Origin of the sequence: Desulfosporosinus sp. HMP52 (assembly GCF_000765145.1) — a bacterium.
GTDB lineage: Bacteria > Bacillota > Desulfitobacteriia > Desulfitobacteriales > Desulfitobacteriaceae > Desulfosporosinus.
Map to the genome: position 1 here is coordinate 1 of NZ_JMGA01000008.1, position 22,366 is coordinate 22,366.

Annotated in this window: 22 protein-coding genes and 5 tRNA genes; 7 read left to right on the forward strand and 20 right to left on the reverse strand. The window is 43.0% G+C overall.

Annotation, left to right across the window (positions count from 1 at the left end):
• Positions 1-597: 597 nt before the first annotated feature.
• Together clpX and tig are read right to left on the reverse strand one after the other, a co-directional pair.
• Positions 598-1,863, reverse strand: coding sequence for an ATP-dependent Clp protease ATP-binding subunit ClpX (clpX, locus tag DP73_RS02640; protein WP_034597239.1), 1,266 nt, complete (start codon positions 1,861-1,863; stop codon positions 598-600).
• A gap of 44 nt (positions 1,864-1,907) precedes the next feature.
• Positions 1,908-3,191, reverse strand: a complete 1,284-nt coding sequence (gene tig / locus DP73_RS02645) for a trigger factor (protein WP_034597240.1) — start codon at positions 3,189-3,191, stop codon at positions 1,908-1,910.
• A gap of 257 nt (positions 3,192-3,448) precedes the next feature.
• Here tig and DP73_RS02650 point away from each other — a divergent pair, with 257 nt between their 5' ends.
• From DP73_RS02650 to DP73_RS23285, 7 genes are all read left to right on the forward strand, one after another.
• Entirely contained in the window at positions 3,449-4,162 is a 714-nt protein-coding gene (locus DP73_RS02650) for a DUF421 domain-containing protein (RefSeq protein WP_034597241.1), read from the forward strand.
• A gap of 11 nt (positions 4,163-4,173) precedes the next feature.
• Complete coding sequence (locus DP73_RS02655) at positions 4,174-4,554, forward strand: DUF4363 family protein (protein WP_034597242.1); 381 nt, start codon at positions 4,174-4,176, stop codon at positions 4,552-4,554.
• A gap of 79 nt (positions 4,555-4,633) precedes the next feature.
• Positions 4,634-4,716 (forward strand) — tRNA-Leu (locus tag DP73_RS02660).
• Positions 4,717-5,035: 319 nt separating this feature from the next.
• Complete coding sequence (locus DP73_RS02665) at positions 5,036-5,491, forward strand: hypothetical protein (protein ID WP_052090348.1); 456 nt, start codon at positions 5,036-5,038, stop codon at positions 5,489-5,491.
• Between the two features lie 119 nt (positions 5,492-5,610).
• Positions 5,611-5,686 (forward strand) — tRNA-Thr (locus DP73_RS02670).
• A gap of 370 nt (positions 5,687-6,056) precedes the next feature.
• Positions 6,057-6,188: a hypothetical protein gene (locus DP73_RS24125; protein ID WP_282432646.1), complete on the forward strand. Its 132-nt coding sequence runs from the start codon at positions 6,057-6,059 to the stop codon at positions 6,186-6,188.
• An 11-nt stretch (positions 6,189-6,199) separates the two neighbouring features.
• Positions 6,200-6,346: a hypothetical protein gene (locus DP73_RS23285; RefSeq protein WP_165574369.1), complete on the forward strand. Its 147-nt coding sequence runs from the start codon at positions 6,200-6,202 to the stop codon at positions 6,344-6,346.
• A gap of 46 nt (positions 6,347-6,392) precedes the next feature.
• Here DP73_RS23285 and DP73_RS02675 read toward each other — a convergent pair whose 3' ends face one another.
• The 18 genes from DP73_RS02675 to DP73_RS02760 form a co-directional block, all read right to left on the reverse strand.
• Positions 6,393-6,689, reverse strand: a complete 297-nt coding sequence (locus DP73_RS02675) for a hypothetical protein (protein WP_034597243.1) — start codon at positions 6,687-6,689, stop codon at positions 6,393-6,395.
• Between the two features lie 206 nt (positions 6,690-6,895).
• Entirely contained in the window at positions 6,896-8,128 is a 1,233-nt protein-coding gene (locus DP73_RS02680; RefSeq protein ID WP_052090349.1) for a DUF5667 domain-containing protein, read from the reverse strand.
• A gap of 439 nt (positions 8,129-8,567) precedes the next feature.
• Positions 8,568-8,643 (reverse strand) — tRNA-His (locus tag DP73_RS02685).
• 15 nt (positions 8,644-8,658) lie between these two features.
• Positions 8,659-8,735: transfer RNA gene (locus DP73_RS02690), tRNA-Arg, on the reverse strand.
• Positions 8,736-8,856: 121 nt separating this feature from the next.
• Positions 8,857-8,933 (reverse strand) — tRNA-Pro (locus DP73_RS02695).
• A gap of 180 nt (positions 8,934-9,113) precedes the next feature.
• The gene (locus tag DP73_RS02700) at positions 9,114-9,713 is read right to left on the reverse strand and encodes an XTP/dITP diphosphatase (RefSeq protein ID WP_034597244.1); all 600 of its coding nucleotides are present in this window, start codon (positions 9,711-9,713) and stop codon (positions 9,114-9,116) included.
• Positions 9,710-10,435, reverse strand: coding sequence for a ribonuclease PH (gene rph, locus DP73_RS02705; RefSeq protein WP_034597245.1), 726 nt, complete (start codon positions 10,433-10,435; stop codon positions 9,710-9,712). The genes DP73_RS02700 and rph overlap by 4 nt, the downstream gene beginning before the upstream one ends.
• A gap of 114 nt (positions 10,436-10,549) precedes the next feature.
• The gene (locus DP73_RS02710; RefSeq protein WP_034597246.1) at positions 10,550-11,485 is read right to left on the reverse strand and encodes a lantibiotic ABC transporter; all 936 of its coding nucleotides are present in this window, start codon (positions 11,483-11,485) and stop codon (positions 10,550-10,552) included.
• 69 nt (positions 11,486-11,554) lie between these two features.
• Positions 11,555-12,244 (reverse strand): heparan-alpha-glucosaminide N-acetyltransferase, encoded by a 690-nt coding sequence (locus DP73_RS02715; protein WP_034597247.1) that lies wholly within the window; start codon positions 12,242-12,244, stop codon positions 11,555-11,557.
• Complete coding sequence (locus DP73_RS02720) at positions 12,241-12,888, reverse strand: O-methyltransferase (protein WP_034597248.1); 648 nt, start codon at positions 12,886-12,888, stop codon at positions 12,241-12,243. Before DP73_RS02720 ends, DP73_RS02715 begins: the two co-directional genes overlap by 4 nt.
• Before the next feature lie 587 nt (positions 12,889-13,475).
• Positions 13,476-14,696 carry an HD domain-containing phosphohydrolase gene (locus DP73_RS02725; RefSeq protein ID WP_128751368.1) on the reverse strand — a complete coding sequence of 407 codons (1,221 nt, stop codon included), beginning with the start codon at positions 14,694-14,696 and terminating at the stop codon, positions 13,476-13,478.
• Between the two features lie 34 nt (positions 14,697-14,730).
• The gene (locus tag DP73_RS02730; RefSeq protein WP_034597249.1) at positions 14,731-15,978 is read right to left on the reverse strand and encodes a globin-coupled sensor protein; all 1,248 of its coding nucleotides are present in this window, start codon (positions 15,976-15,978) and stop codon (positions 14,731-14,733) included.
• A gap of 92 nt (positions 15,979-16,070) precedes the next feature.
• Positions 16,071-16,457, reverse strand: coding sequence for a hypothetical protein (locus tag DP73_RS02735; protein ID WP_034597250.1), 387 nt, complete (start codon positions 16,455-16,457; stop codon positions 16,071-16,073).
• 45 nt (positions 16,458-16,502) lie between these two features.
• Entirely contained in the window at positions 16,503-17,249 is a 747-nt protein-coding gene (locus tag DP73_RS02740) for a nitrite reductase (RefSeq protein WP_034597251.1), read from the reverse strand.
• 256 nt (positions 17,250-17,505) lie between these two features.
• The gene (locus DP73_RS02745; RefSeq protein ID WP_034597252.1) at positions 17,506-17,727 is read right to left on the reverse strand and encodes a hypothetical protein; all 222 of its coding nucleotides are present in this window, start codon (positions 17,725-17,727) and stop codon (positions 17,506-17,508) included.
• 108 nt (positions 17,728-17,835) lie between these two features.
• Positions 17,836-18,393, reverse strand: coding sequence for a Fe-S-containing hydro-lyase (locus tag DP73_RS02750; protein WP_034597253.1), 558 nt, complete (start codon positions 18,391-18,393; stop codon positions 17,836-17,838).
• A complete protein-coding gene (locus DP73_RS02755; RefSeq protein WP_034597254.1) occupies positions 18,393-19,250 on the reverse strand; it encodes a fumarate hydratase in 858 nt (285 codons plus the stop codon). The genes DP73_RS02750 and DP73_RS02755 overlap by 1 nt, the downstream gene beginning before the upstream one ends.
• Positions 19,251-19,598: 348 nt before the next feature.
• Positions 19,599-22,334, reverse strand: coding sequence for a cell wall-binding repeat-containing protein (locus tag DP73_RS02760; protein WP_034597255.1), 2,736 nt, complete (start codon positions 22,332-22,334; stop codon positions 19,599-19,601).
• Between the last annotated feature and the right edge of the window lie 32 nt (positions 22,335-22,366).

Here is a 22,366-nt window from a genome sequence, read left to right on the forward strand (position 1 = left end):
GCCTCTCCATGCAATGAGTTTCACTCCTGTGGATCGAAGCCGCCCTGTCTCTCGGGTCGATTGTTCTTAAGCGTGTTTTGTGGCTTTTTAGCGTAGCTTTCATGCCGCTGCCGTAGCACACCAAAAAACTAAAGACTGCCTTTCTAACACGCCAAGGATTTCACGAAGTCATACCTGAGCCCCCCAAAGATCTGCTTACACTCCCAACAAACTGACTGGAGGAGCGCTTTTCTGCTAAGCGGATGCGTCAGTGAAGCCGCGCTAAGGCGAGGGCCGACGGTTCGCGTCCCGTAGCGCGCCGCAGGTTCACATGCGACGGAACAGGATGTTCCTAGTGCCGCATGCGCCACGGACGGCATAGCATGCGGCCAGAAATACCAAGAGGTTCGGACGCGCTCGCGAACTGTCAAGCGAGCCAGCGGCGTAACTCGCAAACGCGTGCGGAACGAAGACACTGTCTTCGCACGAGTTAACACACTAAGAAGCGCTCCGCCCCAGAGCCCGACAAAACCGTGACCCGATAGTGTTAAAAGGACCGTCCCCACAACACGCTAAAAACACCGGTAGTTCTTACGAACTACCGGTGTTTAATATTGCTTAAGCCGATTCTTCTTTCTTGCCCTTCTTAACCTTTTCGGTCATTACAAGGAGCGGCTCTTCTTTCTTTAAGACCACTTCCGGCGTAACGACACATTTTGAAACATCATTACGTGAAGGCAAGTCATACATAACATTGAGCATCAGATCCTCAAGGATTGACCTAAGTCCTCGAGCCCCGGTATTTCTACGAATCGCTTCCGCAGCTATACTGGTGAGGGTTGCATCTTTGAACTCTAAGGTTACTCCATCAAGCTCCATTAGTTTTTGATACTGCTTAACCAGGGCATTCTTGGGCTCGGTTAAGATACGTACTAATGCTGCTTCATCCAGTGCTTCAAGGGTTACAATGACAGGCAAACGCCCAACAAATTCCGGAATCAACCCAAATTTTTGCAGATCAGCCGGCAGTATTCCTTTTAGGACTTCGCCAACATTTAAGTTTACCTTGTTGGGAATAGTAGCACCAAAACCCATGGTTTTTTGTCCGGCACGGTTTTGAATGATTTTCTCAATTCCATCAAAGGCTCCACCAACAATAAATAATATATTGGTGGTATCTAACTGGATAAATTCTTGGTGGGGATGTTTGCGGCCGCCTTGGGGCGGTACACTGGCAACTGTTCCTTCAAGAATTTTCAGCAAGGCCTGTTGAACTCCCTCACCTGAGACATCTCTGGTAATGGACGGATTTTCCGATTTACGAGCTATCTTATCAATCTCATCAATATAAACAATACCCTTTTCTGCTTTTTCCACATCGTAGTCGGCAGCTTGAATTAACTTTAAGAGAATATTTTCAACATCCTCACCTACATAACCTGCTTCAGTTAATGACGTGGCATCGGCAATTGCAAAGGGAACATTAAGAACTTTGGCTAGCGTTGAGGCCAACAAAGTTTTCCCAGAACCTGTAGGTCCCAACATGATGATATTAGATTTTTGCAATTCAACATCATCGATTTTCATGCCCAAGTTAATCCGTTTGTAGTGATTATAGACTGCTACGGAAAGCGCCTTTTTAGCGTCTTCTTGACCGATAACATACTGGTCAATGATTGCCCGAATTTCTTTAGGTTTTAGAATGTCTCCAATCTCAACACCCAGATCATCCGTTAGCTCTTCCTCGATAATCTCATTACAAAGTTCAATGCATTCATCACAAATGTAAACCCCCGGGCCAGCTACTAGTTTTTTGACTTGTTCCTGGGTCTTTCCGCAAAATGAACACTTGAGTTGATTTTTGTCTTCAGTGTACTTTGCCATCCTCTCACCTCTATACCTCAGAATTCCCCCTAAGGCGTCGGGTTTTAAGTATTTTGTTCTACTAAGAAGTTGACTGTCTTCTGACTGTTCATGCTTTGTTTGTAGAACTGTAGCTCCCCGCGCGCTATAAGGGTTCGTTTGAGCAGTGCTGCGTCTTGTCCGTGACGCTCACTTGCTTTTTTAAGCTCTTCATCTAATTCGTCTTCAGTGATCTCAATTCCTTCTACTTTGGCAATTGTTTCTAAAACTAAATCAGTCTTGACACTCTCAGCAGCTTGAGGACGCAGCTCCTCTTTCATAGCTGCTTCAGTTGAGTTTGTAAATTGGAAATAATGCTCCAGAGTCATTCCTTGCTGGGCAAGATTACGACTGAGATCATCTACCATTACAGTGATTCTTTCGTTAATCATAACTTCAGGAATCTCAACGCTGGCGTTGTCAACCACTTTGGAGACAATGGAGCGGACATGCTCATCTTTAACTCGCATTTCAGTTGTCTTCATTAATTTATTCCGCAAATCGCTTTTCAATTCATCCAGAGTCTCAAATTCGCTGACATCTTTTGCAAATTCATCATCTAAAGCAGAAAGTTCTTTGCGTTGAATTTTTTTAACGAGAGTTTTAAAGACAGCCTCTTTACCAGCTAGCTCTGCACTATGATATTCAGCAGGGAAGGTAACGTTTACTTCAACAGGTTGTCCTATTTCAGCTCCAATTAAACCTTCTTCAAAACCGGGAATAAATGTTCCTGAGCCAATGACAAGCTCGTAGTTCTCAGCTTTACCGCCAAGGAAAGGTGTTCCATCTGTGAATCCTTCAAAATCTAAGGTTACAGTATCATCATTCTCGACTTTGCCTTCTTCGAGGGTCATCAGACGAGCGTGTTGCTGCTGCTTGCTTTTAAGTGCTTCTTCTACTTCTTCTTCAGAAATAATGGCTGCACTTTGTTCGATCTTAAGGCCTTTATATTCACCAAGTTCGACTTCAGGTTTAACCATGACTTTTGCTTTAAAAATCAGGTCTTTTCCTTCCTCAATTTGAACCAATTCAACACTTGGACGGTCTACAGGGTCGATGCCACTTTCGAGGACTGCTTCAGAGTATGCCGGGCCGACTAATTGATCTAAGGCTTCGTCATAAAGTGCTTCTTTTCCTACATGCTGTTCAACCATGCGACGGGGTGCCTTTCCTTTACGGAATCCAGGAACGTTAACTTTCTTGGCCAACACTTTAGCTGCTTGATTCACCGCATTGACAAATTTTTCGGCTTCTACGGTAACTTCCAAAGCTACAAGATTTTTTTCTAGTTTTTCAACTGAGACTGACATATTATGTTCTCCCCCTTAAACACTATTTAAGACTATGTGCAAGGCAGCTGTGGATACTCGTTAGTCTTACCGTTTTTTTAAGACTACAAACCCCCGCTTAAGCCAAATACATCTATGAAATTCACTAATCAATTATAACAGACTTACTTCTCGTAATCAAATTGAAGACCCCCTCAGCAGACGTCACGGATAACTCTTGCTATTAAGGGCAAAATACCCTATCAAAGATCCTAAATATTTAGGAAAGGAGGACATGCATGCTTATCATTGTAGTTAGAACCCTTATTCTTTATTTAGTGGTTATTATCGCCCTACGCTTGATGGGAAAAAGGGAAATCGGCCAGTTACAGCCTTTCGAGTTAGTTGTTATCCTCATGATCTCCGAATTCGCGGCTGTGCCTAGTGAAAACAATGGGGTTCCACTCCTCAGCGGCATTATTCCCATTCTGGTTCTCCTATCTGCAAGCATGACTTTAGCTTGGATTTCTCTCAAAAGCGAAAAGGCTCGAGATATTATTTGCGGAAAACCAAGTATCCTTATTGATCGAGGTAAAATTTCAGAAACTGAACTTAGAAGAAATTGTTATAACATGAGCGATTTGCTCGAAGAACTCCGTATTAACGATATCCCTAATATTGCTGATGTCGAATATGCAATTTTAGAAAACAATGGTCAAGTTAGTGTTATGCCTAAGGTTCAAAAAAGGCCCATTATTCCTGACGATTTAAAAATCACTCCCCCCTATGAAGGTTTACCTTTAACTCTTATTATAGATGGAAAGCTAAAAAGGGATAATCTAGAGCGAAGTGGTAAGGATTTGGATTGGTTGATGCGAGAACTCAAGAATCATAAGCTCGACAAGATCGAAGATGTCTTAATTGCCAGCTTAGATTCTTCCGGAAAACTCTTCTTACAAGAAAAAGAAAGGCAAAAAAAGAAAAAAGTTAAACCATTACAGACTCAAGTGTGAGGTGAATAGATTTGCGAACCCTAGGGACTATTATTGTTATCGTTATTTTTTTACTGGGAGGCTCCTATGCTTCCTATGGATTTGTAAAAAACACAACCCAAGCAACTGAGGCACACTTAAAAACGGTTGAACAATCTATTTCAGCTCAGCAATGGGAAGAGGCTAAAAAGGAATTAGGGATCGTGCAGGAGAGTTGGAAGAATAATGCTAACTGGTGGAGCATTATTCTCGATCACCAACAGATTGACACCATTGATCTTAGCATAGGTCGGTTAGAAAGATTTATTGGTGCAAAAGATATTCCCCTTTCTATGGGTGAATTGTCTGACTTACAACTATTATTCTCTTATCTTTTTGATGCAGAAAGGTTTAATCTCCAAAATATCTTTTAAAATAATCCCTGTTAAAATCTCACACTTGTCAGATCTTAAAATTTATGATAGAATTCTCTCTGTTGCAACAAATAAATTTGCGAGAGTGGCGGAACTGGCAGACGCACTGGATTTAGGTTCCAGCGGGAAACCGTGGGGGTTCGAGTCCCTTCTCTCGCACCACATTATGAGGCTGAGTCCGCTTGACATTGGGTTGTCAGGCGGATTTTTTGTTGTCCTTTTTAGGATGAACAAAAACTTACTTAATATCCCCTAGTTCAGCATGTTGGGTTTTGGTTGAGTCAACAGGGAATTATAAAATGAATTATAAAATTACAATCAGGAATAATAAACAAGGGCATACAAGGCAATTTTAGTAAAAAACTCTATCCATTTTGGAAAATGGATTATGAATTTATAGCAAGTTCCTCTTTATCACGGAATTATGTAACTGATTCTACACATACCATTTATACAAAAAATAAGATAGGAGGCAACCATTATGAAGGATAGAATGTATTTTGGTTTTGTCGTTGGTTTAATTGCAGGAATTCCGTTAAGTATCTGGACGCTTTTTTCATACTATGTATTAGATTTTACCCAAACAAGAATGTTGGATTATGCTTCCGAAATATTATTTGGGCGATTACCTCTTAATGCTTTAGAAAGCATTATTGCCTGGATTGGGCAAATGGTATTTTGTGGATTTATCGGAGTAGGATTTGCGTATTTAATCCCTATTGTTAGTAGTAGACATTACTTAGCTAAAGGATGGATATATTCGGCTTTTATATGGTTCAGTTCGTATGCAATTGCTACATTATTCAAAATGCCTGATTTATTTTACACAGCACCTTATACAGTAGTTTCAAATTTTATTGGGGCAAGTATATATGGATTGGTCCTTGCAGAAGCCACCAGGCGGTTGATTAGCACTCCTAAATGCCATGGAAATTAGGAAATTAGTCACCTCAGCCTTCGAACTGAGCTTTGCTGTCTAAAATGATCCCAATTTCCTCTATTTAACATTGACCAAATCTATTAATCTTGCTACAATAGTTCTTGTCGAAAACACATGCCGATGTAGCTCAATTGGTAGAGCAGCTGATTTGTAATCAGCAGGTTACAGGTTCGAGTCCTGCCATCGGCTCCAGTTAATTTAATAATCAGTAGAGGGTAGGCTTTAAGGGCTTCTATCCTCTATTTTATGTTTATTGCCGTTTTGTATATCTTAAGCAAAGGAGTATTCTCCACAGTAGTTTTATATCCTTTACTTACCGACCCCCTCAAACTTTTTCACCCAAACGTATAAGGTTTTAAGAGAATCTATAATTTACAACGAAACCTAAGATATTGCGCATGCCTCCGGACGCGGGGGTTTTTTTGATTTCAAACATAAATATTCAGTTTTTAAAACTTTCGATACAGTTTGGATCTAAATGATTACATATTTTAACTGGTATTGCTTCGACATAAATCACAAAACCTAAACTGTCTAAATAACATACGAGGAGGTTTTGTGAATGTTTGGCATGAAAAGAAGAACTAGTAATCCAAATAGTTTGTTTAGTCCACCTTCGTTATTTCTCCATGCCCTTACGATTGGAGCTGCTGTTTGGATAGGCAAAGCTTGGGGAGATAAAGACGATCTTTAAGGAGGGGTACTATGGCAACTTTAGGTAAAGAAAATAATTTGAAATTCGTACCGGAAGGAAATGCTCAAAAGCCTGGAATACTAACACCAAAAACTAATGTAATCGCTAAAAAGACGGATTTTTTAAATAATGAAAGTTCAGATCCTAGTCATAGATGATTGTTGTAAGGGACAGCCTCGGCTGTCCTATTACATGTAGAGGTTGTCATCCTAAACTCTGAATTAACCAAAAGTATTCAAAGATCAAAACCATCAGATCAACTCCGATTAAAACCATTAAGTTACCTAACCAATTCTCGGGATATTTCCAAAAGTAAAAGATAATATTAAATAGAATAACAACGGCCGAACAGATACCCCAGCGCATATACAGTCCCTGATCATTTGAGAATAGGTGAATGAACCATATTACCGGAATAAATAAAAAGACACTCAAAAATGTAATTATTGAGTAACCGATTAAGCGGCGCAAATCGTCGGGACCGGGTTTTGCTTTACTCATGGTTTCTCCCCCTCCCCCTTCACCCTTGAGTTATTGGATAAATAAGTATATCACGAATAATCTGGAGTTTGTAATAACTCCATTTATTGAGGAGAGCTAAGGTCTTACCCGACTAAAGAATAGTGAGACATTCAGAAAAGCGACCTAAGGACTTGCTCTTAGGTCGCTTCCATAATTTCCGGTAAATTTAATTAGCAGGCATTGACTTATTGCCGCTCAGATTTTTGTTTCTCCTGCTTTTTGTTGTCACTTTTTTCTTTAGCTTTCTCATTTTTATTGTCAGCTTTTTGGTTCTGCTCTGCCTTTTCCTTCTTAGAGGATCTATCAACGGTTGATGAAGACTCTACACTAGCCGGAGCAATTGTTACAGATGTTGGCTGAGTATTGGCCAAGGAAGTTTCTTGAGAAGATGCAGGTTCAGTCACAGTCACTTCGTTTGTTGAGGCCTGGTCCTGATCAGAGTCTTGACTATCCTCCTGTTCAGCATCCTCTTGATCATCCTCCAGCTGGAGCTTTCCATTTTCTTTAAGTGTCTTCTTGAATTCTTTTAAGGCTACCTTAGCTTCTTTTTTTAATGCTTTATTATGCGCTACATCTCTGACTTCTGAGTCTGTTGAATCAACAGTAGTTCCAGTATCAGTTTCTTCAGCAGCTACTGCTACGATTTTGGCCTCTTGCTTTTCCATCTTTGTAACCGCTTTTTCCATAGAACGCACTACATTGAGAGCCAGCTTTTGAGCTGCCTGAGGAGGGAGCTTTTCGAGTAGATTACCTAATACTTTTATGTTGTTTTGATTGACATTGGTAAGAGCGATAGTCAGCTTTTGGGCCTCTTCCGAGTCAGGATCTTCAATTTGCTCTAAAAATTCCTGAGCCTTGGTGATTTTGTCTGCATACTCAGTAAAAGCCTTCTCAGATCCTTCTGCTTCTCCATCAGTCATTAATTTCTGGGCCTTGGCCAGCTTCTCCAATGCCTGCTCCTGAGTCAACTCAGCCTTACGAGCCGGATCAAAGGACAAAGCCAATTTGAGTTTACCGATGAGTTCTGATAACCAATTCGCCGGATCAATCTCGTTGCCGTCTGCATCTACAACAGTCGTCGATTCAGCATCTTCGGTATTATCATCCTGGTCGGTTGTTTCTGTACTTGTATCATCTGTTGCTGATACATCCGCACTTGATTCATCTGTACTTGGGGTATCAGCACTTGTGCTTTCAGTGCTATCTGCATCCCCACTCACTACGTCTGCGTCCGTTGTCTCCGCAGTTGTGGATTCTGTAGTCTCTGTAATTGTAGTTACGGTATCTGCACTTGTAGTGGTCTGGGCAGAGGTTTCAGCTAAGACAAGGGCCGAGCTAAACGGAAACGCTAAAAGTGCTGCTGTGACGGCAACAGCAAGTTGATTCTTTAATTTTTTTCCTTTTGTGATTTGTTTCAAATGATACCTACCTCTTTCGTTATAAATCTTGAATAATGCGCACCTTTCATAATATCTTTACGAAGTTAGAATTATTTTTTAGGGGGGTCCAAAAGAGACTTGGACATTTTACGTCTAACCTGAGGGATTTTAACTGTACAAAAAAGGACAGATTCTTAGTAGTCAAACTTAAGAACCTGTCCTCTTGTATTTTTAGCATTCTCTAGCTTTGCTGTGTTCCATGCCGCTGTTCGGCACCACAGATAATGAAATACTCACTGGCTCTATGTGAGATTTCTTCACTTCTGTTGAAGAAGTTGCCTTTCCGGTCTACACCAAGGCTACAGATAAAGGGGTAGCATTGGTTGCCCCGATACTTTAGAAATCCTCACCAAAAAGCTATACTATTTGGCAAACATAAAAAACACCGAGAATTAATTCTCGGTGTGCTTTTTCTTTATGGGGTGGGTGATGGGGCTTGAACCCACGAATGCCGGAACCACAACCCGGTGCGTTAACCACTTCGCCACACCCACCATGAGTTTTTTTGTTGGTGCGCCTGGAGAGATTCGAACCCCCGACAACCTGCTTAGAAGGCAGATGCTCTATCCAACTGAGCTACAGGCGCATCTTAAAAGGGCCAGCTCAAACTCCCAGGTCTACAAATTTACAGCTTGTGAATTATTGCTACTGTAAACAATAGCTTGTACACACTATAAATTTGAACCTCGAACTTCGTCTTTAAAAAATGGTCGGGGCAGAGGGATTTGAACCCCCGGCCTCCTGCTCCCAAGGCAGGCGCGCTACCAAGCTGCGCTATACCCCGTTGGTGACTTGATTAGTATAGCTCATCTTTGAGGTTTCGTCAAGGAAAAAATCAAAAAAAGTTTTAAAAAAATTGGAGGGGATTTTTATGTGCTTTTTCAGCTTCTCAGTGCCTAACCCGCGGAGTTTTTTGGGAGGAGAAAAGCGATGCTTATGCTTATGCTTATGCTTATGCTTAGGTCTAGCTTTTAACCTTCAGCGTTTGAAGGATGGGGATTGCTTTGCGGAATGCTTGGGCACGGTGACTGAGCCGGTTTTTCTCGCTTAAAGTCAGCTCGGCCATAGTTCGCTGATACTCCGACACAAAAAAGAGAGGGTCATAACCGAATCCGTCTTTTCCACGGCGTTCAGTTAAGATTTGTCCTTCCACAGTGCCCTCAGTAAGAAATTCTTTTCCATCCGGAGTTGCTATGACTAAGGCACAACGAAAGCGAGCCTGTCGTTGAGAATCAGCAACCCCTTTTAACTCTTGAAGCAGCTTATCATTATTTCGCTCATCATCTTTAGGTTCTCCCGCAAAACGGGCAGAATAAACCCCGGGGCTACCAGCTAAGGCATCTACTTCCAGCCCGGAATCGTCCGCTAAGGCTATTAAACCGGTTTTCTTAACCGCGGCTTTCGCTTTGAGGGCTGCGTTCTCCGCGAAGGTTATCCCGTTCTCCTCGACCTCTTCCCAGTCTTCAATATCTTTTAATGAAAGCACTTCTATGTCTGCGTCTCCAAGCAGTTCTTGGAGCTCTCGAATTTTCCCCTTATTCTGAGTGGCCAATACTATTCTCATACTGATGTCTCCGCCGCAGCTTTCTGAGCATCCATTAGGGAACGTATCCCCTTTTCAGCAAGTTCTAAGAAATTATTCAGATCCTCGCGATCAAAAGGAATATCTTCTGCTGTTCCTTGGATCTCCACGAACTTTCCTGCACCTGTCATGACAATATTCATATCAACTTCCGCCTGGGAATCTTCTTCATAGTCTAAGTCTAAAACTGCATTTCCCTGAACCTTACCTACGGAAACTGCCGCTAAGCTATCCTGTATTGGATTTGTTTTAAGAAGTTTCTTATCCATCAAATATTGAACCGCATCGACTAAGGCCACATAAGCTCCGGTAATTGCTGCTGTTCGGGTTCCGCCGTCCGCTTGGAGGACGTCACAATCAAGCCAAATTGTCCGTTCGCCAAGTTTCTTTAAGTCAATAACCGATCTCAAAGCACGACCGATTAAACGCTGTATCTCCATAGTTCGGCCGGTAAGTTTGCCTTTGCTGGCCTCACGCTGAGTCCGAGTTTGGGTTGCGCGAGGTATCATGGAATATTCTGCTGTAACCCAGCCTTTCCCTGATCCCTTCTGAAAATGCGGTACTTTTTCTTCGACGCTGGCAGTGCACAAAACCCTGGTTTCTCCGATTTCTATAAGAACCGAACCTTCGGGGATGTTTGTAAACTTTCGGGTGATTTTCACCGGTCGTAATTGATCATTTCCTCGACTATAAGAACGTTGCATATTAATACCTTACCTTTCTACGGCAGTCTTTTATGTCAATATTTAGTTTATCAGAATCAGCAGAGAAACGCTAATCGCCTGAGCCGTAACAGTAAAATTTTTACTATTTACTTCTTAGCGCAGGGACTGCCTAGCCACACTAGATAAATCCAGCGACCGGGCCGGTGTTACTTCCTCTCCGACAATCCCGGCGATAGTGTAGAGCTGGGCAATCGGGTCAAACCTAAATTCCTTTAGTAGGTTAAAACCTTTGATTTCACTGGAGCGGCGAATATGAATTCGAGGACCTGTGCAAGGATACAGCATTTCCCCAACCCGTATGTGGTCGTCATTGGCAAAACAAATCGGTAAGTCTGCCTTAATTAAATCCCAAACTCGTTGTTCCACCAAATCCAAATCAATATCGGGTTTCTCGGGCAGCTCTAGGACAAAGCCGTGTTTTATGTCACTATGTACTTCCGGCTTTGGCAAGCCCATTTCTTCTAAAATCATCGATGTAATGTCCTCAGCACTGTGGGCCATGCGTCGGTACTTGATAGAATCAAAAACAATGTCTGCTATACTTTGGGGCTCCGGACCGAAAACCGTCGGCCGGGTTACGATTACTTCCTCTCCCACTCCAATCATCACTTCGGCATTCATTTTCAGTTGAGGGTAAACCAGGTCAAAATGCTCAACAACAACACGACGCCCTTTAGATATTGCTTTCTGAATGGCTTCAGCTATTTTCCAAGGTTGTGTAAACGCCGACTCAAATCGAACATCTAAGTGATAAGTGTGGGAACGAAAATGCCCCCGGTCTGCATCATCCATCAGGGGTAAAGGCCGAATATTTATTCCATCGTCGTCATTAGTGAGTTCTAATCCCGGAAACATTCCGCGAATAAGCAGGGATTTCCCTGCCCCGGCATCCCCCACAAATCCTATCAGCTTATCCTCAGGACTTAAATAGCGTTGAGAAATATTTGTCCCCAAAAAAAGGAGACGCTTCTTTCCTCGAGGAGCAAAGTAGACTGCCTGCATCAAATGTTCATGAACAAACATGGCCATATCCGTGACTCCCTTCTATTCCGGAAAATCATTGTTTAGTCTAACTGAACAAGTTACTAAAAATAATGTTCAATAAATAAACTTAAAACTGAAAATGGCAAAAAGAATAATGGGTTGATGAACCAAATAAATCATCAAAGAATTTCGGCTCAACCAGATAATAGGCTTAGAGTTGAGCTGTAAGGCGAATACAAGCTCTGATTTCTGAGCATAGAAATGCCGATAAGCAAGAATCCCCAAAAAAGTCGCACTACTATAGGGCAATAGAGGGTAATAGTCAATCGACCCAAACCCCTTATATAAAAGACCAAAGGGAATCAAAAGACTTGTTTCAACCAATATCTTTTTAAACCATAACCCCAGCAAGATAGAAGCACCTGCAAGTGTCCAAAGAATCGAGGAAGCTAGAGAGGATAAAAAGGGCGCTAAAATCATGGTTACACCTAAGAAATGAAGAATCCCAAAGCGTACATACATATCTCCCAGCGCTAAGTAAGTTACCCCCGTAATCCCCATCCCCAGCAGCAATACTTTAACTCCTCTTCTGACCGGAGATCTGCTAAAGCCACTGGCCAAACCGGAAAGAAAGATAAAAAGTAGAGCTGACGTTTTTCCGAGCAGAAACCAAAATGGGGCCTGATAGTTAATCTTAACCCCGGCAAACTCTCTTAAATCATAAACGAGATGAAATATAACCATTAAAACTATGGCAATTGCCCTTAATAGATCAATTTCCCCAAAACGTTGTTCGGAAGTCATGAATCTATCCGCCGACTAATCGACACCCCATCTCCAAAGGGCAATACGGTAGTCGAGAAATTCGGGTTAGAGGCCAGATCCTGCAAAAATTGCCGCAGCCCTCCCACCATCCGATCATATTTAGGAGCAAAACTGCTTCCCGGAACCACCCAGCCCCGGAAGAGGACATTATCCACCACCAACAACCCCCCTGGCGAAATCAAAGGGTAAATTAAATTCAAGTACTCTAAGTATTCTCCTTTGGCCGCATCAATAAAAACAAAGTCATACATTGAATCCAGAGTCTTTAAAACTTTCCGAGCATCCCCTTCCAAGGCTGTAACATGATCAGAAAGTTCAGCACGTTTAATATATTCCTGTGCTCGAAATAAACGATCCTTATTCATATCAATAGTGGTAACATGCCCGCCGGTCTCTTTAACTGCCCGGGCTAACCAGATTGTTGAATACCCGATTGCCGTCCCCACCTCTAAAACAGCCTGCGACTTACTCATATGTACCAGTAAATTGAGAAAGTTGCCAACCGTAGGGGTTACAACCGGAATTGTTTCTTTTAAAGCCTGTTCTTCCATTTCACGCAACAGAGGATCCCGTTCACCTAACAGCGTCTCCAGATATTGTTCCATTTCAAAAGGGTAAAACAAGGTAATCTCCCTTTCCTGACTGTTTGATTGCTACTATACTAGCCTTTCTTCCACTTTATCATAAATCATTTCCAAAAGCTTGGAAAAGGTACAAAAAAAAATGCGCCAATATAGCGCATGTCGAAGGACAACTAGGGGCAGTTAAGCCGTAGCCCCACATATCGAGAGTAATATCGCAAAGATTTCGGAAGGCGCACATGAAATGTGCCTTCTCCCCAACCGCACCCCCCTTGACCTAAGACCAGGGACGCCGTGCGACACGGGCTCGACGTCTTTTACGTTAGCAGCCTAGCAAACTTCCGTTTAAGCTCCCGACCCCAGACACGGGGCAGCGCACACGGTCCCTTCCCGCCATCCATGGCTCCAGGGACACTTGGCCATCCATGGCCGGCGGACGTGCGCTGCCGCCAGTGAGCCACGGATGGCTCATCTGGCACGATAGTCTCCGGTGGAGATTATCGCCGTAGGCGGGTTCTTCAAAACAATACCTATCGCCGAAGGATGAACCCCGCTCCCCAAAGCAAGGAGCTTAAACGGTTAGTTTGCTCTGCGTCGTAAGACAGAGAGCTGTGTCCCACAAGTCCCCCCTATAAAACCCGTTTGGCGACTTTAATCAGGCCCGGATCCAGGATTGTCCCCATTCCGCGCTCAATTATAGCTAGAGCCTCACCTGAACTCATTGCCGGTCGATAAGGTCGATCCTCGGTTAATGCAGTAAAAATATCGGCGATTGCCATTAAACGAGCACCTTCATCGAGATCTTTTTCTCCCAAGGCGAAGGGATACCCTCTGCCATCAAGTCGTTCATGATGATGGGCTGCCCATTCTACGATACGTGTAGGCAATCCTGCCTCAGTCAACAAGCGGTGTGTATAATATGTATGCGTCCTGATTATATCTACTTCAGCCGGATCAAGAGATCCGGGTTTATCTAAAATCTTCCTTGGAATTGATAGCTTGCCCAAGTCATGTAGTAAACCCGCTACATAAATCTCATGTAATTGTATTTCTTCCCATCCGACCCCTTTAGCCAAACGTTCAACCGTTGCGGCAACTGAACGGGAGTGACGAGCAGTAAACTTGCTTTTTTGGTCAATTAGATCGGCGAAGGTTTCCGCCAAGCGATAAGTAAAACTAATCTCTAATTCCCGAGTGCCGGGCAACTGCCAATGATCAAACAAGAGTCCTAAGGCTATCTGAAGCAAGTCCGGTTGCTCCAAATCTAACCAAAAGGCCTCTTTCTTAGCAACTTGCCTAAAGGCCTGGGCTACTTCCGGGAAAAATAATGTCCCAGTTTGATCATTAATCCATTCAATGATTTCTTCTCTCTGTTGACGAGTAGATAACTTCCGTTTTAGCATAAGATCCACTTGATCTGCTAAGGACAAAATGCGGGCCATTAGGGTTACTTCTTCGCTCGGAACACCTAGAGCACCGTACATGGGATCAGGTGTTTCATGGTGATATTTAATAGCATTGGCCAGGGTTTTGCCGGAGGGAAAACGCTCTACAATCAGAGCACCGGACAAACAATGTCTCTCGAGGACATGTCTGCTCCCATTATATTCCCCAAAGTACCCAAATGCGCCTATATCATGAAGCAGTCCCGAAATTGTAAGATGAACAAGCTCTTGCTTGTTGAGCCCCAGGGAACGACCCAGACGCATTGCAATATAAGCAACACGTTCTCCATGTCGTTCTCCAAGGGTAACATCCAAACCTCTTTCAATTTCTTCATCGATCAAACCTAAATCAAGTGCCCGGGAAAAACTCCACATCTGTCGAATGTAGAAAGCATCTTCAAACAATTCTGCTGACCTCCCATTAGACTAACTACTGATGCTAATCGCGCAATCCCATTTGAGCAAGTGATGTTGCTGAATTAGCTACATCTTCAGATGCCGCTCCAATTTGGCTGGCGGTAAAGGATAAGGCATCAATCTGTTGAGCGATTCCCTGTACTTGTTTGATGCTGGCGTTGATAGCAGCCATTATTTCCCCGAAACGATCCACTACTTGCCCCGCCTCTGCGGCGGCGCCCTGCATGGCCTCAGTTGTCTGGGCAATTGAATTGTTTACGGCAACGGTATTTTGTTTGGTTATTGTGATTAAGGCGCTGATTTCTTTAACGGATTGTTCAGAGTGGTTAGCGAGTTTTTTGACTTCCTCAGCCACTACTCCGAAACCTCTGCCGCTATCCCCGGCCCGAGCCGCTTCGATAGCCGCATTTAAGGCCAACAGATTAGTTTGAGAAGCAATCTCCTTAATCACATCTGTTACAGAAGCTATCCGGGCAGAACTTTTATCAAGTTCGCTCATTTTACCTTGCATTTCAGAAGTCATACCGGCCAAGCGCAGAATTGTGTCCGAGATGGCTTGAATCTTTCGAACACCCTCTTGAGCTAAGACATCTACCTGACGGGAAAATTCTGCCGCCTCAGAGGCGTTCCCCGAGATTTGAGCAGTTGCTTGATTCATTTCTGCTGCCGAGGCTGCAGTTTCTTCGGAGGTTGCAGCCAATGCTTGGCTGGCTTCACTAACACTGCGTTGTAAGCTATCTATTTCTGTTAAGGCCTTCTCTAGCTCAGCCTTCTTATCAATTTCCGTCATATAAGACTGGATATAACTAGCCATAACCACTTGCTGGTCAAAACTTAGGATTCGTTGAAAGGCTAAACTAGCCCTAATAGCCTGGTCAGTTTTCTTACGATAGTGTTTAAAGATCCGGGGAATAATCTCGTCACAAAACGCTTGATTGGCGCTTAAATAATAAAAGGGTGGCAAGTTGATTCGACTATGAACTTCCCCGATAGTAACTCTCCACTGCAAAAAATCCTCATCAAGCTTATCGGGAAAGAGTGAAAACAAATATTTTTTCATAGTGACTTTCAGCTTTTCTACCGAAGAAAATCGGTCAATAATTGCTTTTAAATTCGGTAAAGTCGTTACATGAGCATAGAAGTTCCGAATAATTTCTTCAGAATCTTGCTCAATAATTGGTCGAATCTCTTTGAGAAGGGCCAACTGTTCCCCATCAATTCTCAGTAATTTTACAGCTTCATCCAAACTAAATTGATGTAAATTTATCAATTTGTTCACCCTTTCTATGCCCATTTTGAAATCCGAAAACCCTTGTTCTTGATCTCAATCCAGGGATCGATGATCGCCTTTGTCTTAAAATGCTATTGCATTTCCTTATCTTTTTCCGTTATATAATCTTTGCCTTCCAGAATGATTCCCAGAGCAGTTAATACAACATTGACCGTACAGAAGGCGTCGTGCTCATCTATGGCACAGTTATCACAGATACTTTGCACCTCTATGAAAGCTTCTTGCAGGTCTATATTCTTATATCGTTCAGGAATTACCGGAACGCTGCGGAACATATCTAGAATATCCTCAGGAATCTTATCAGAGAACTTCTCCCCAGTCTGAGCAGATAAGCTCAGAAATTCCTTGGCCATAAATAATTGACACAGCACCGAACATTTACATCCATCTGCACAGGATTTATCCATTTTGGTAAAGGCTTTATAAGCACTAAGCTTACTGAATCCTTGGTTGGCCATATTCTCGCTCCTTTCTTTTCTTAAGAACAGATACTTACATTGAACCTAATTGCTTAGTAATTCTTCAACCCTGGTTTTAAATAATTCAAGTCCTGTCTTCTCAATAACTCGATAAAGACGAGCGCGGGACCCAAGTTCTTCCTTATACTCCTCAGCCTGTGAGTTGTAAGTATCCAAAATTCTTGTTACGACAGGGATAACCTGTTCTCGTGGGATTCCTTTACGGATTAAGACTCCGTGTACGGGATCCATTCCTGACTCTTTGCCGCCAAGCCAAAGAGAATATTTCCCTCGAGGCTCAGCCATCAGTCCAAGATCGTTGCACTGGACACCTGTACAATTTCGAGGACAGCCCGAAATCCCAATTTTAAAATCCCAAGGGAGAAGTGTTCCATAAAACTCCTCATCCAGCAGCCTGGCAAGCTCTAAAGTATCTCCCCGTGAATTCGAGGAAAACCCCTTACCCGGGCAGGAAGTAATATTGCGAACGCTTTTATGCAAATTTGCTACCCGAAGCCCCACCTCTTGGATTTTTTCTAAGGCTTCAGCAACCTTTTCCTTAGGAATAAGCAAAAGCGAGGTCATCCGACGGGTGTTCTTGATAACTCCATCATCGCCTACGATCTCCGCTAAAACACGCACTTGCTTGCCGGTTAAGATTCCGCCGGGAGAATTAACAATAATAGCAAAAACCCCATTGGCTTGTTCCTCAATAGCCCAATGAATTTCACTTGAACATTCTACCGATTCGCCTGTCCATGAATAACTAATATCTCGTTGAAGTTCAGTCACAAATAAACTCTCCTCTAACTACTTTAAAGTAATTCCTATATGCTGTACATTTCTAGACGAGTCGACGAAATCCTGCAGTAAACGCTAAATTATTTATTCATGGTAAATATAATCAGGCAGGCAACCATCTATAATCTCGAGGCATGGAACCTCATACACAAGCAGAAGAGAGAGCCTAACAGCTCTCTCTTCCTTGGATTGGAACTTATTCATATGTTCTTGCCATAAAAATTTTTTAAGTTCTTTGGTAAACGTTTTATCCTGCACGCCGACGGATAATGGAATGTGATGGTAAGGTACGAGCATATGATTCAGGTTCAGGCTTAGTTTCTAAGCGTTCTACCGATCCATCTGACAACACCTCATAAATTTTAACAACTCCATCACCTTTCGTCCATTCATGGCAGCACTCTCTGCAGTAATAACGTTCACGGCCAATCCGACCGACATCTCGCGCTTCACATAGCGGGCAATTCATACTTCAGCATCTCCTATCAAAGGATATTCGGTATCTTTAATGAATATCCTCATTATACCGCAAAAACCATTTCATTTGCCCCTTGTAATTGTGAAGCTTTTGTGATTGTTACACTCTTCGGTATTGAGCTTTTCCCAAGTCATAAAGATTGTTGCCCTCGTGATCAATGATTACCATAACCGGGAAATCTTTAACTACTAAACGCCGTACCGCTTCAGGGCCCAACTCCGGGTAAGCGATAACCTCTGCTGATACAATCCGTTTAGCAATCAGCGCCCCTGCGCCGCCAATTGCCCCAAAGTAGATAGCCCCATGTTTCTTCATTGCCTCAATCACTTCCGGCGAACGAAGGCCTTTACCGATCATCCCGGTTAGTCCTCGCGAGATAAGCTTTGGAGAATAGGCATCCATGCGTCCGCTGGTTGTTGGCCCGGCAGAACCTATCACTTGCCCTTCTTTAGCCGGTGTCGGGCCTACAAAGTAGATAATTTGATCTTGCACATCAAAGGGCAGTTCTTCCCCTCGCTCTAAAGATTCAACCATTTTTTTGTGGGCTGCATCTCGCCCTGTATAAATAACCCCATTAATTAAGACATTGTCTCCGACTTTTAGGAATCTGAGCTTCTCTTGGGTTAGCGGCGCTTCAATTCGGATAATTCCATTCATCAGGCATCCCTCCCTTGTAAGACGATTTCCTTATGCCGGGTGGCGTGACAGCCAATGTTCACTGCCACAGGCATTCCGGCAATATGGGTGGGATATACTTCTAAGTTGACTGCCAGAGCGGTAGTAACTCCTCCAAACCCTTGTGGCCCAATTCCCAAGCCATTGATGCGATCTAATAACTCTTCTTCGATTTTGGCCAGACGTTCCTCGGAATTATGCTTTCCAACTTCTCTTAGCAGGCCTTTTTTAGCTAAGAAAGTAGCTTTTTCCATGGTTCCACCTACGCCCACCCCCACAATAATGGGAGGGCAGGGATTTCCACCTGCGCGATCAACTGTGTCTACAACAAATTGCATCGCCCCTTCAAGTCCCTCAGAAGGCTTACACATCTTTAAGCCTCCCATGTTCTCACTTCCAAATCCTTTGGGAGCAGCTATTAGGCGTAATTCGTCTCCCGGGACAATATCATAATGAATTACTGCCGGGGTGTTATCACCGGTATTAACACGATCAAAGGGATCTTTGACAACAGATTTGCGCAAATAACCTTTATCATACCCACGCCGAACCCCTTCATTGATGGCCTCGGTCAGGCCTCCCCCCACTACATGGAGATCTTGACCAATACTTACAAAGAGAACAGCCATCCCTGTGTCTTGACACATGGGAACTCTTTCTTCTTTAGCAATTTCTGCGTTCTCGATAAGGCGTTCCAGCACTTCTTGACCTAATGGAGAGCGCTCCACCTTTAAAGCTTGCTGAAACCCGACCATTATGTCAGAACCTAAGTTGTAATTTGCTTCGATACAAAGATTTTCCACGGCAGAAATAATTTCTTCGACAGTTATTTCCTTCATCTTTCATACCCTCCTCCATGCTTTTCTTTATGCTTTTACATACTTTTCTTCATCGGAATAGATACCGCCATAAGAAACAGCATCTTCTGAATATTCTTTACACCTGTTTTTATTTTACACTCATCCCAAATAAATGCAATAGCAAAACAAAAAGGCTTCGAATAGCTCATACCATCCGAAGCCTTCATTTGAGAACCAAATCAAGTGATTCTTAGCTTTAGATGGAGTTTACCTAAGAGGAATACTTACTCCATCTAAAGCTTAGAAGAACTTATCCAGGGACGTAGCAGCCGTTATCTCCCACTTATAGGAGATGGGAGTCTTACGGCTGGTAGTCATCGGATAATTTTAGTCCGGCAAGTCCGTCTTAGCATAATCTATTGCCGAGTCAGGGCTAGAGCCGGTACTATTCACCGCTCTTACTTTGTAATAATAGGTTGTATCTGCCCAGAGGCCTGTATTCGTATAACTGGTGGTAGAAACTGTTGCAATCTGAGAGTAGGTTCCGGAAGATGATGTGGAACCGTAAACATAATAGGATGTAGCATCACTGACTGAATCCCAGGTTAGATTAATTTGACTGGAACTTACTGCCGTTGCCTTTAACCCTGTCGGAGCGGCTGGTGTATCGTAATCATCATAATCTTCTTGATCAATGTTGATTAAAATGCTATTCGGTACAACAGCTATTCCCCCAAAAATAACTTCTTTCTTAATACTCCTAATCTTACTTTTGAAGAAGTTTATGGTAACCGGCTCTACAGGATCACTGACTAAAAACACTGGGGAATTTGTTATTGAGGCTAAGGCGGCACCGGCTAGGGCATCCGCATAGTTTTCCCCGGTAGATACATAACATGTGCTGAAATCAAGTTGATCAGCAAATTCTTTAATAATACTTATATTTGTATCATACCTGGTAATTCCGCTCAATCGTCTGGGAGAGGGGAGTTGTTTTAGGACATTATCGCTGATAATCCCTGTCCCTCCCACTACATAGGTGCTTCGGACATTTTTTTCTAAAAACCCTTCAATGTTTGTAGGCAATTTATCTTTGGGAGTAAGCAAAATTGGCATACCTTTCATGGCAGCTATGGGTGCAATCGATAAAGCATCGGGAAAGGTTTCTCCACTGGCAATTACCGCTTGATCAAATTCCCCCATTGCCTGAGCAATTTTGATCGATGTGTCGTATTTATCAGTCCCAGCGATCCTGGTTACCCCTATCCCTAGGTCTTTGATACTTTGTTCAACTCCGGAGGATATAATGCCTGTTCCACCGATGATAATTACTTTTTTCACCTTTAAACGTTCAAGCTGAGCCTTTGTTTGTTGGTGCAAGGTATTCTTAGTGGTTAGTAATAAGGGAGCGTTATATTTTTGGGCAAGAGGAGCGCTGCATAAGGCATCCGTGAAGTTCTCCCCGCTTACGATAACTGCATAGTAAGAAGTGGTCCATCCTGACTTAACAACTTCTGCAGAGGTTCCATACAGATCCTCGCCAGCTAAGCGATCAGACTGGATATCCGAGGAAGGTTCTGTAGGAATGGTGCCGTCTGTCTTGGCAGTGGTTGCATAGGCACTCGATGAATAGCCGCTGCTGCTCCAGCTGTTCACTGCAGTGACTTTGTAGTAATAAGTAGTATTCGGCGACAAGCCGGTATCCGTATAATTCGAAGTCGTTGTTGTCGTGATCTTGGAGTATGTTCCTGAAGAAGTGGGCGAGCTATAGATATAATAGGATGTTGCTTCACTCACGGAATCCCAATCCAGATAGATTTTGCTGGAACTCTCAGCCTTTGCGGTCAGATTTGTTGGAGCGGATAGATCTGACTCGTCAGATTTATCGGTGGTTGCATAATCTCTGGAAGAGTATTCACTGGTTTTCGAGTTCCTAACTGTCTTAACTTTATAGTAATAGGTGGTGTCTGATTTTAAATCACTGTCTGTATATTTCGAGGATGTGGCTGTCCCAATCTTTGAGTAGGTGCCGGATGATGTTGTTGATCTGTAAACATAGTAGGATGTTGCCTCACTCACTGAATCCCAATCCAGATAGATTTCGCTGGAGCTTTCAGCAGTTGCAGTAAAGTCTGTTGGTGCTGATAGGGACTCATCTTCGTCTTCATCAGAATCCAGGGTTTTAGCATAGTCTTTGGAGGAATATTCACTGGTTTTCGAGTTCCTAACCGACTTGACCTTATAGTAATAGGTAGTGTCCTCTTCTAAATCACTGTCTGTATAGCGGGAGGATGTGGCTGTCCCAATCTTTGAGTAGGTGCCCGATGATGTGGTTGATCTGTAAACATAATAGGATGTTGCCTCACTCACGGAATCCCAATCCAGATAAATTTCGCTGGAGCTTTCAGCAGTGGCAGTCAGATCTGTTGGTGCCGACAATGAGTCATCTTCATCCTCATCTTCGTCTTCATCTAGGGTCTTGGCATAGTCTTTAGAAGAAAAATCACTTGTTTTTGAGTTCTTAACTGTCTTAACTTTGTAATAATAGGTGGTGTCCTCTTCTAAATCACTGTCTGTGTATTTCGAGGATGTAGCTGTCCCAATCTTAGAATAGGTGCCCGACGAAGTTGTTGATCTGTACACATAATAGGATGTTGCCTCACTGACTGAATCCCAATCCAAATAGATTTCGCTGGAGCTTTCAGCAGTGGCAGTAAGGTCTGTCGGTACTGACAGCGAGTCATCTTCATCATCGTCATCAGAGTCCAGGGTAGTTTCATAGGTTCGAGAAGAGTAGGCACTTGTACCAGCACTGTTTACTGAAACTACTTTGTAATAATAGATGGTTTCCGATTTCAAATCGGAGTCTGTATAACGAGAGGTTGTGGTTGTGGCGATCTTGGAATAAGTACCTGACGACGATGTTGCCCTATAAACATAATAGGATGCTGCGTCACTGACAGAATCCCAATCCAAGTAAATTTCGCTGGAGCTTTCGGCGCTGGCCGTAAGATCAGTAGGTGCTGACGGAATACTCGCCGCAAAGGTAACTTTTGGGGCTATTAGGACAGCAAAAAAGAAGCATAGTACTAGGGTTAATAATCTTAGACTGTTTTTTTTCATTAATCTACCTCCTATATAAGAGCTTTTTCTCA

Bases quoted from the DNA above. Each gene is read 5' to 3' on its own strand.
- clpX (WP_034597239.1), bottom strand. From the start codon at position 1,863: ATGGCAAAGTACACTGAAGACAAAAATCAACTCAAGTGTTCATTTTGC.
- tig (WP_034597240.1), bottom strand. From the start codon at position 3,191: ATGTCAGTCTCAGTTGAAAAACTAGAAAAAAATCTTGTAGCTTTGGAA.
- DP73_RS02650 (WP_034597241.1), top strand. From the start codon at position 3,449: ATGCTTATCATTGTAGTTAGAACCCTTATTCTTTATTTAGTGGTTATT.
- DP73_RS02665 (WP_052090348.1), top strand. From the start codon at position 5,036: ATGAAGGATAGAATGTATTTTGGTTTTGTCGTTGGTTTAATTGCAGGA.
- DP73_RS24125 (WP_282432646.1), top strand. From the start codon at position 6,057: ATGTTTGGCATGAAAAGAAGAACTAGTAATCCAAATAGTTTGTTTAGT.
- DP73_RS23285 (WP_165574369.1), top strand. From the start codon at position 6,200: ATGGCAACTTTAGGTAAAGAAAATAATTTGAAATTCGTACCGGAAGGA.
- DP73_RS02675 (WP_034597243.1), bottom strand. From the start codon at position 6,689: ATGAGTAAAGCAAAACCCGGTCCCGACGATTTGCGCCGCTTAATCGGT.
- DP73_RS02700 (WP_034597244.1), bottom strand. From the start codon at position 9,713: ATGAGAATAGTATTGGCCACTCAGAATAAGGGGAAAATTCGAGAGCTC.
- rph (WP_034597245.1), bottom strand. From the start codon at position 10,435: ATGCAACGTTCTTATAGTCGAGGAAATGATCAATTACGACCGGTGAAA.
- DP73_RS02710 (WP_034597246.1), bottom strand. From the start codon at position 11,485: ATGGCCATGTTTGTTCATGAACATTTGATGCAGGCAGTCTACTTTGCT.
- DP73_RS02715 (WP_034597247.1), bottom strand. From the start codon at position 12,244: ATGACTTCCGAACAACGTTTTGGGGAAATTGATCTATTAAGGGCAATT.
- DP73_RS02735 (WP_034597250.1), bottom strand. From the start codon at position 16,457: ATGGCCAACCAAGGATTCAGTAAGCTTAGTGCTTATAAAGCCTTTACC.
- DP73_RS02745 (WP_034597252.1), bottom strand. From the start codon at position 17,727: ATGAATTGCCCGCTATGTGAAGCGCGAGATGTCGGTCGGATTGGCCGT.
- DP73_RS02750 (WP_034597253.1), bottom strand. From the start codon at position 18,393: ATGAATGGAATTATCCGAATTGAAGCGCCGCTAACCCAAGAGAAGCTC.
- DP73_RS02755 (WP_034597254.1), bottom strand. From the start codon at position 19,250: ATGAAGGAAATAACTGTCGAAGAAATTATTTCTGCCGTGGAAAATCTT.
- DP73_RS02760 (WP_034597255.1), bottom strand. From the start codon at position 22,334: ATGAAAAAAAACAGTCTAAGATTATTAACCCTAGTACTATGCTTCTTT.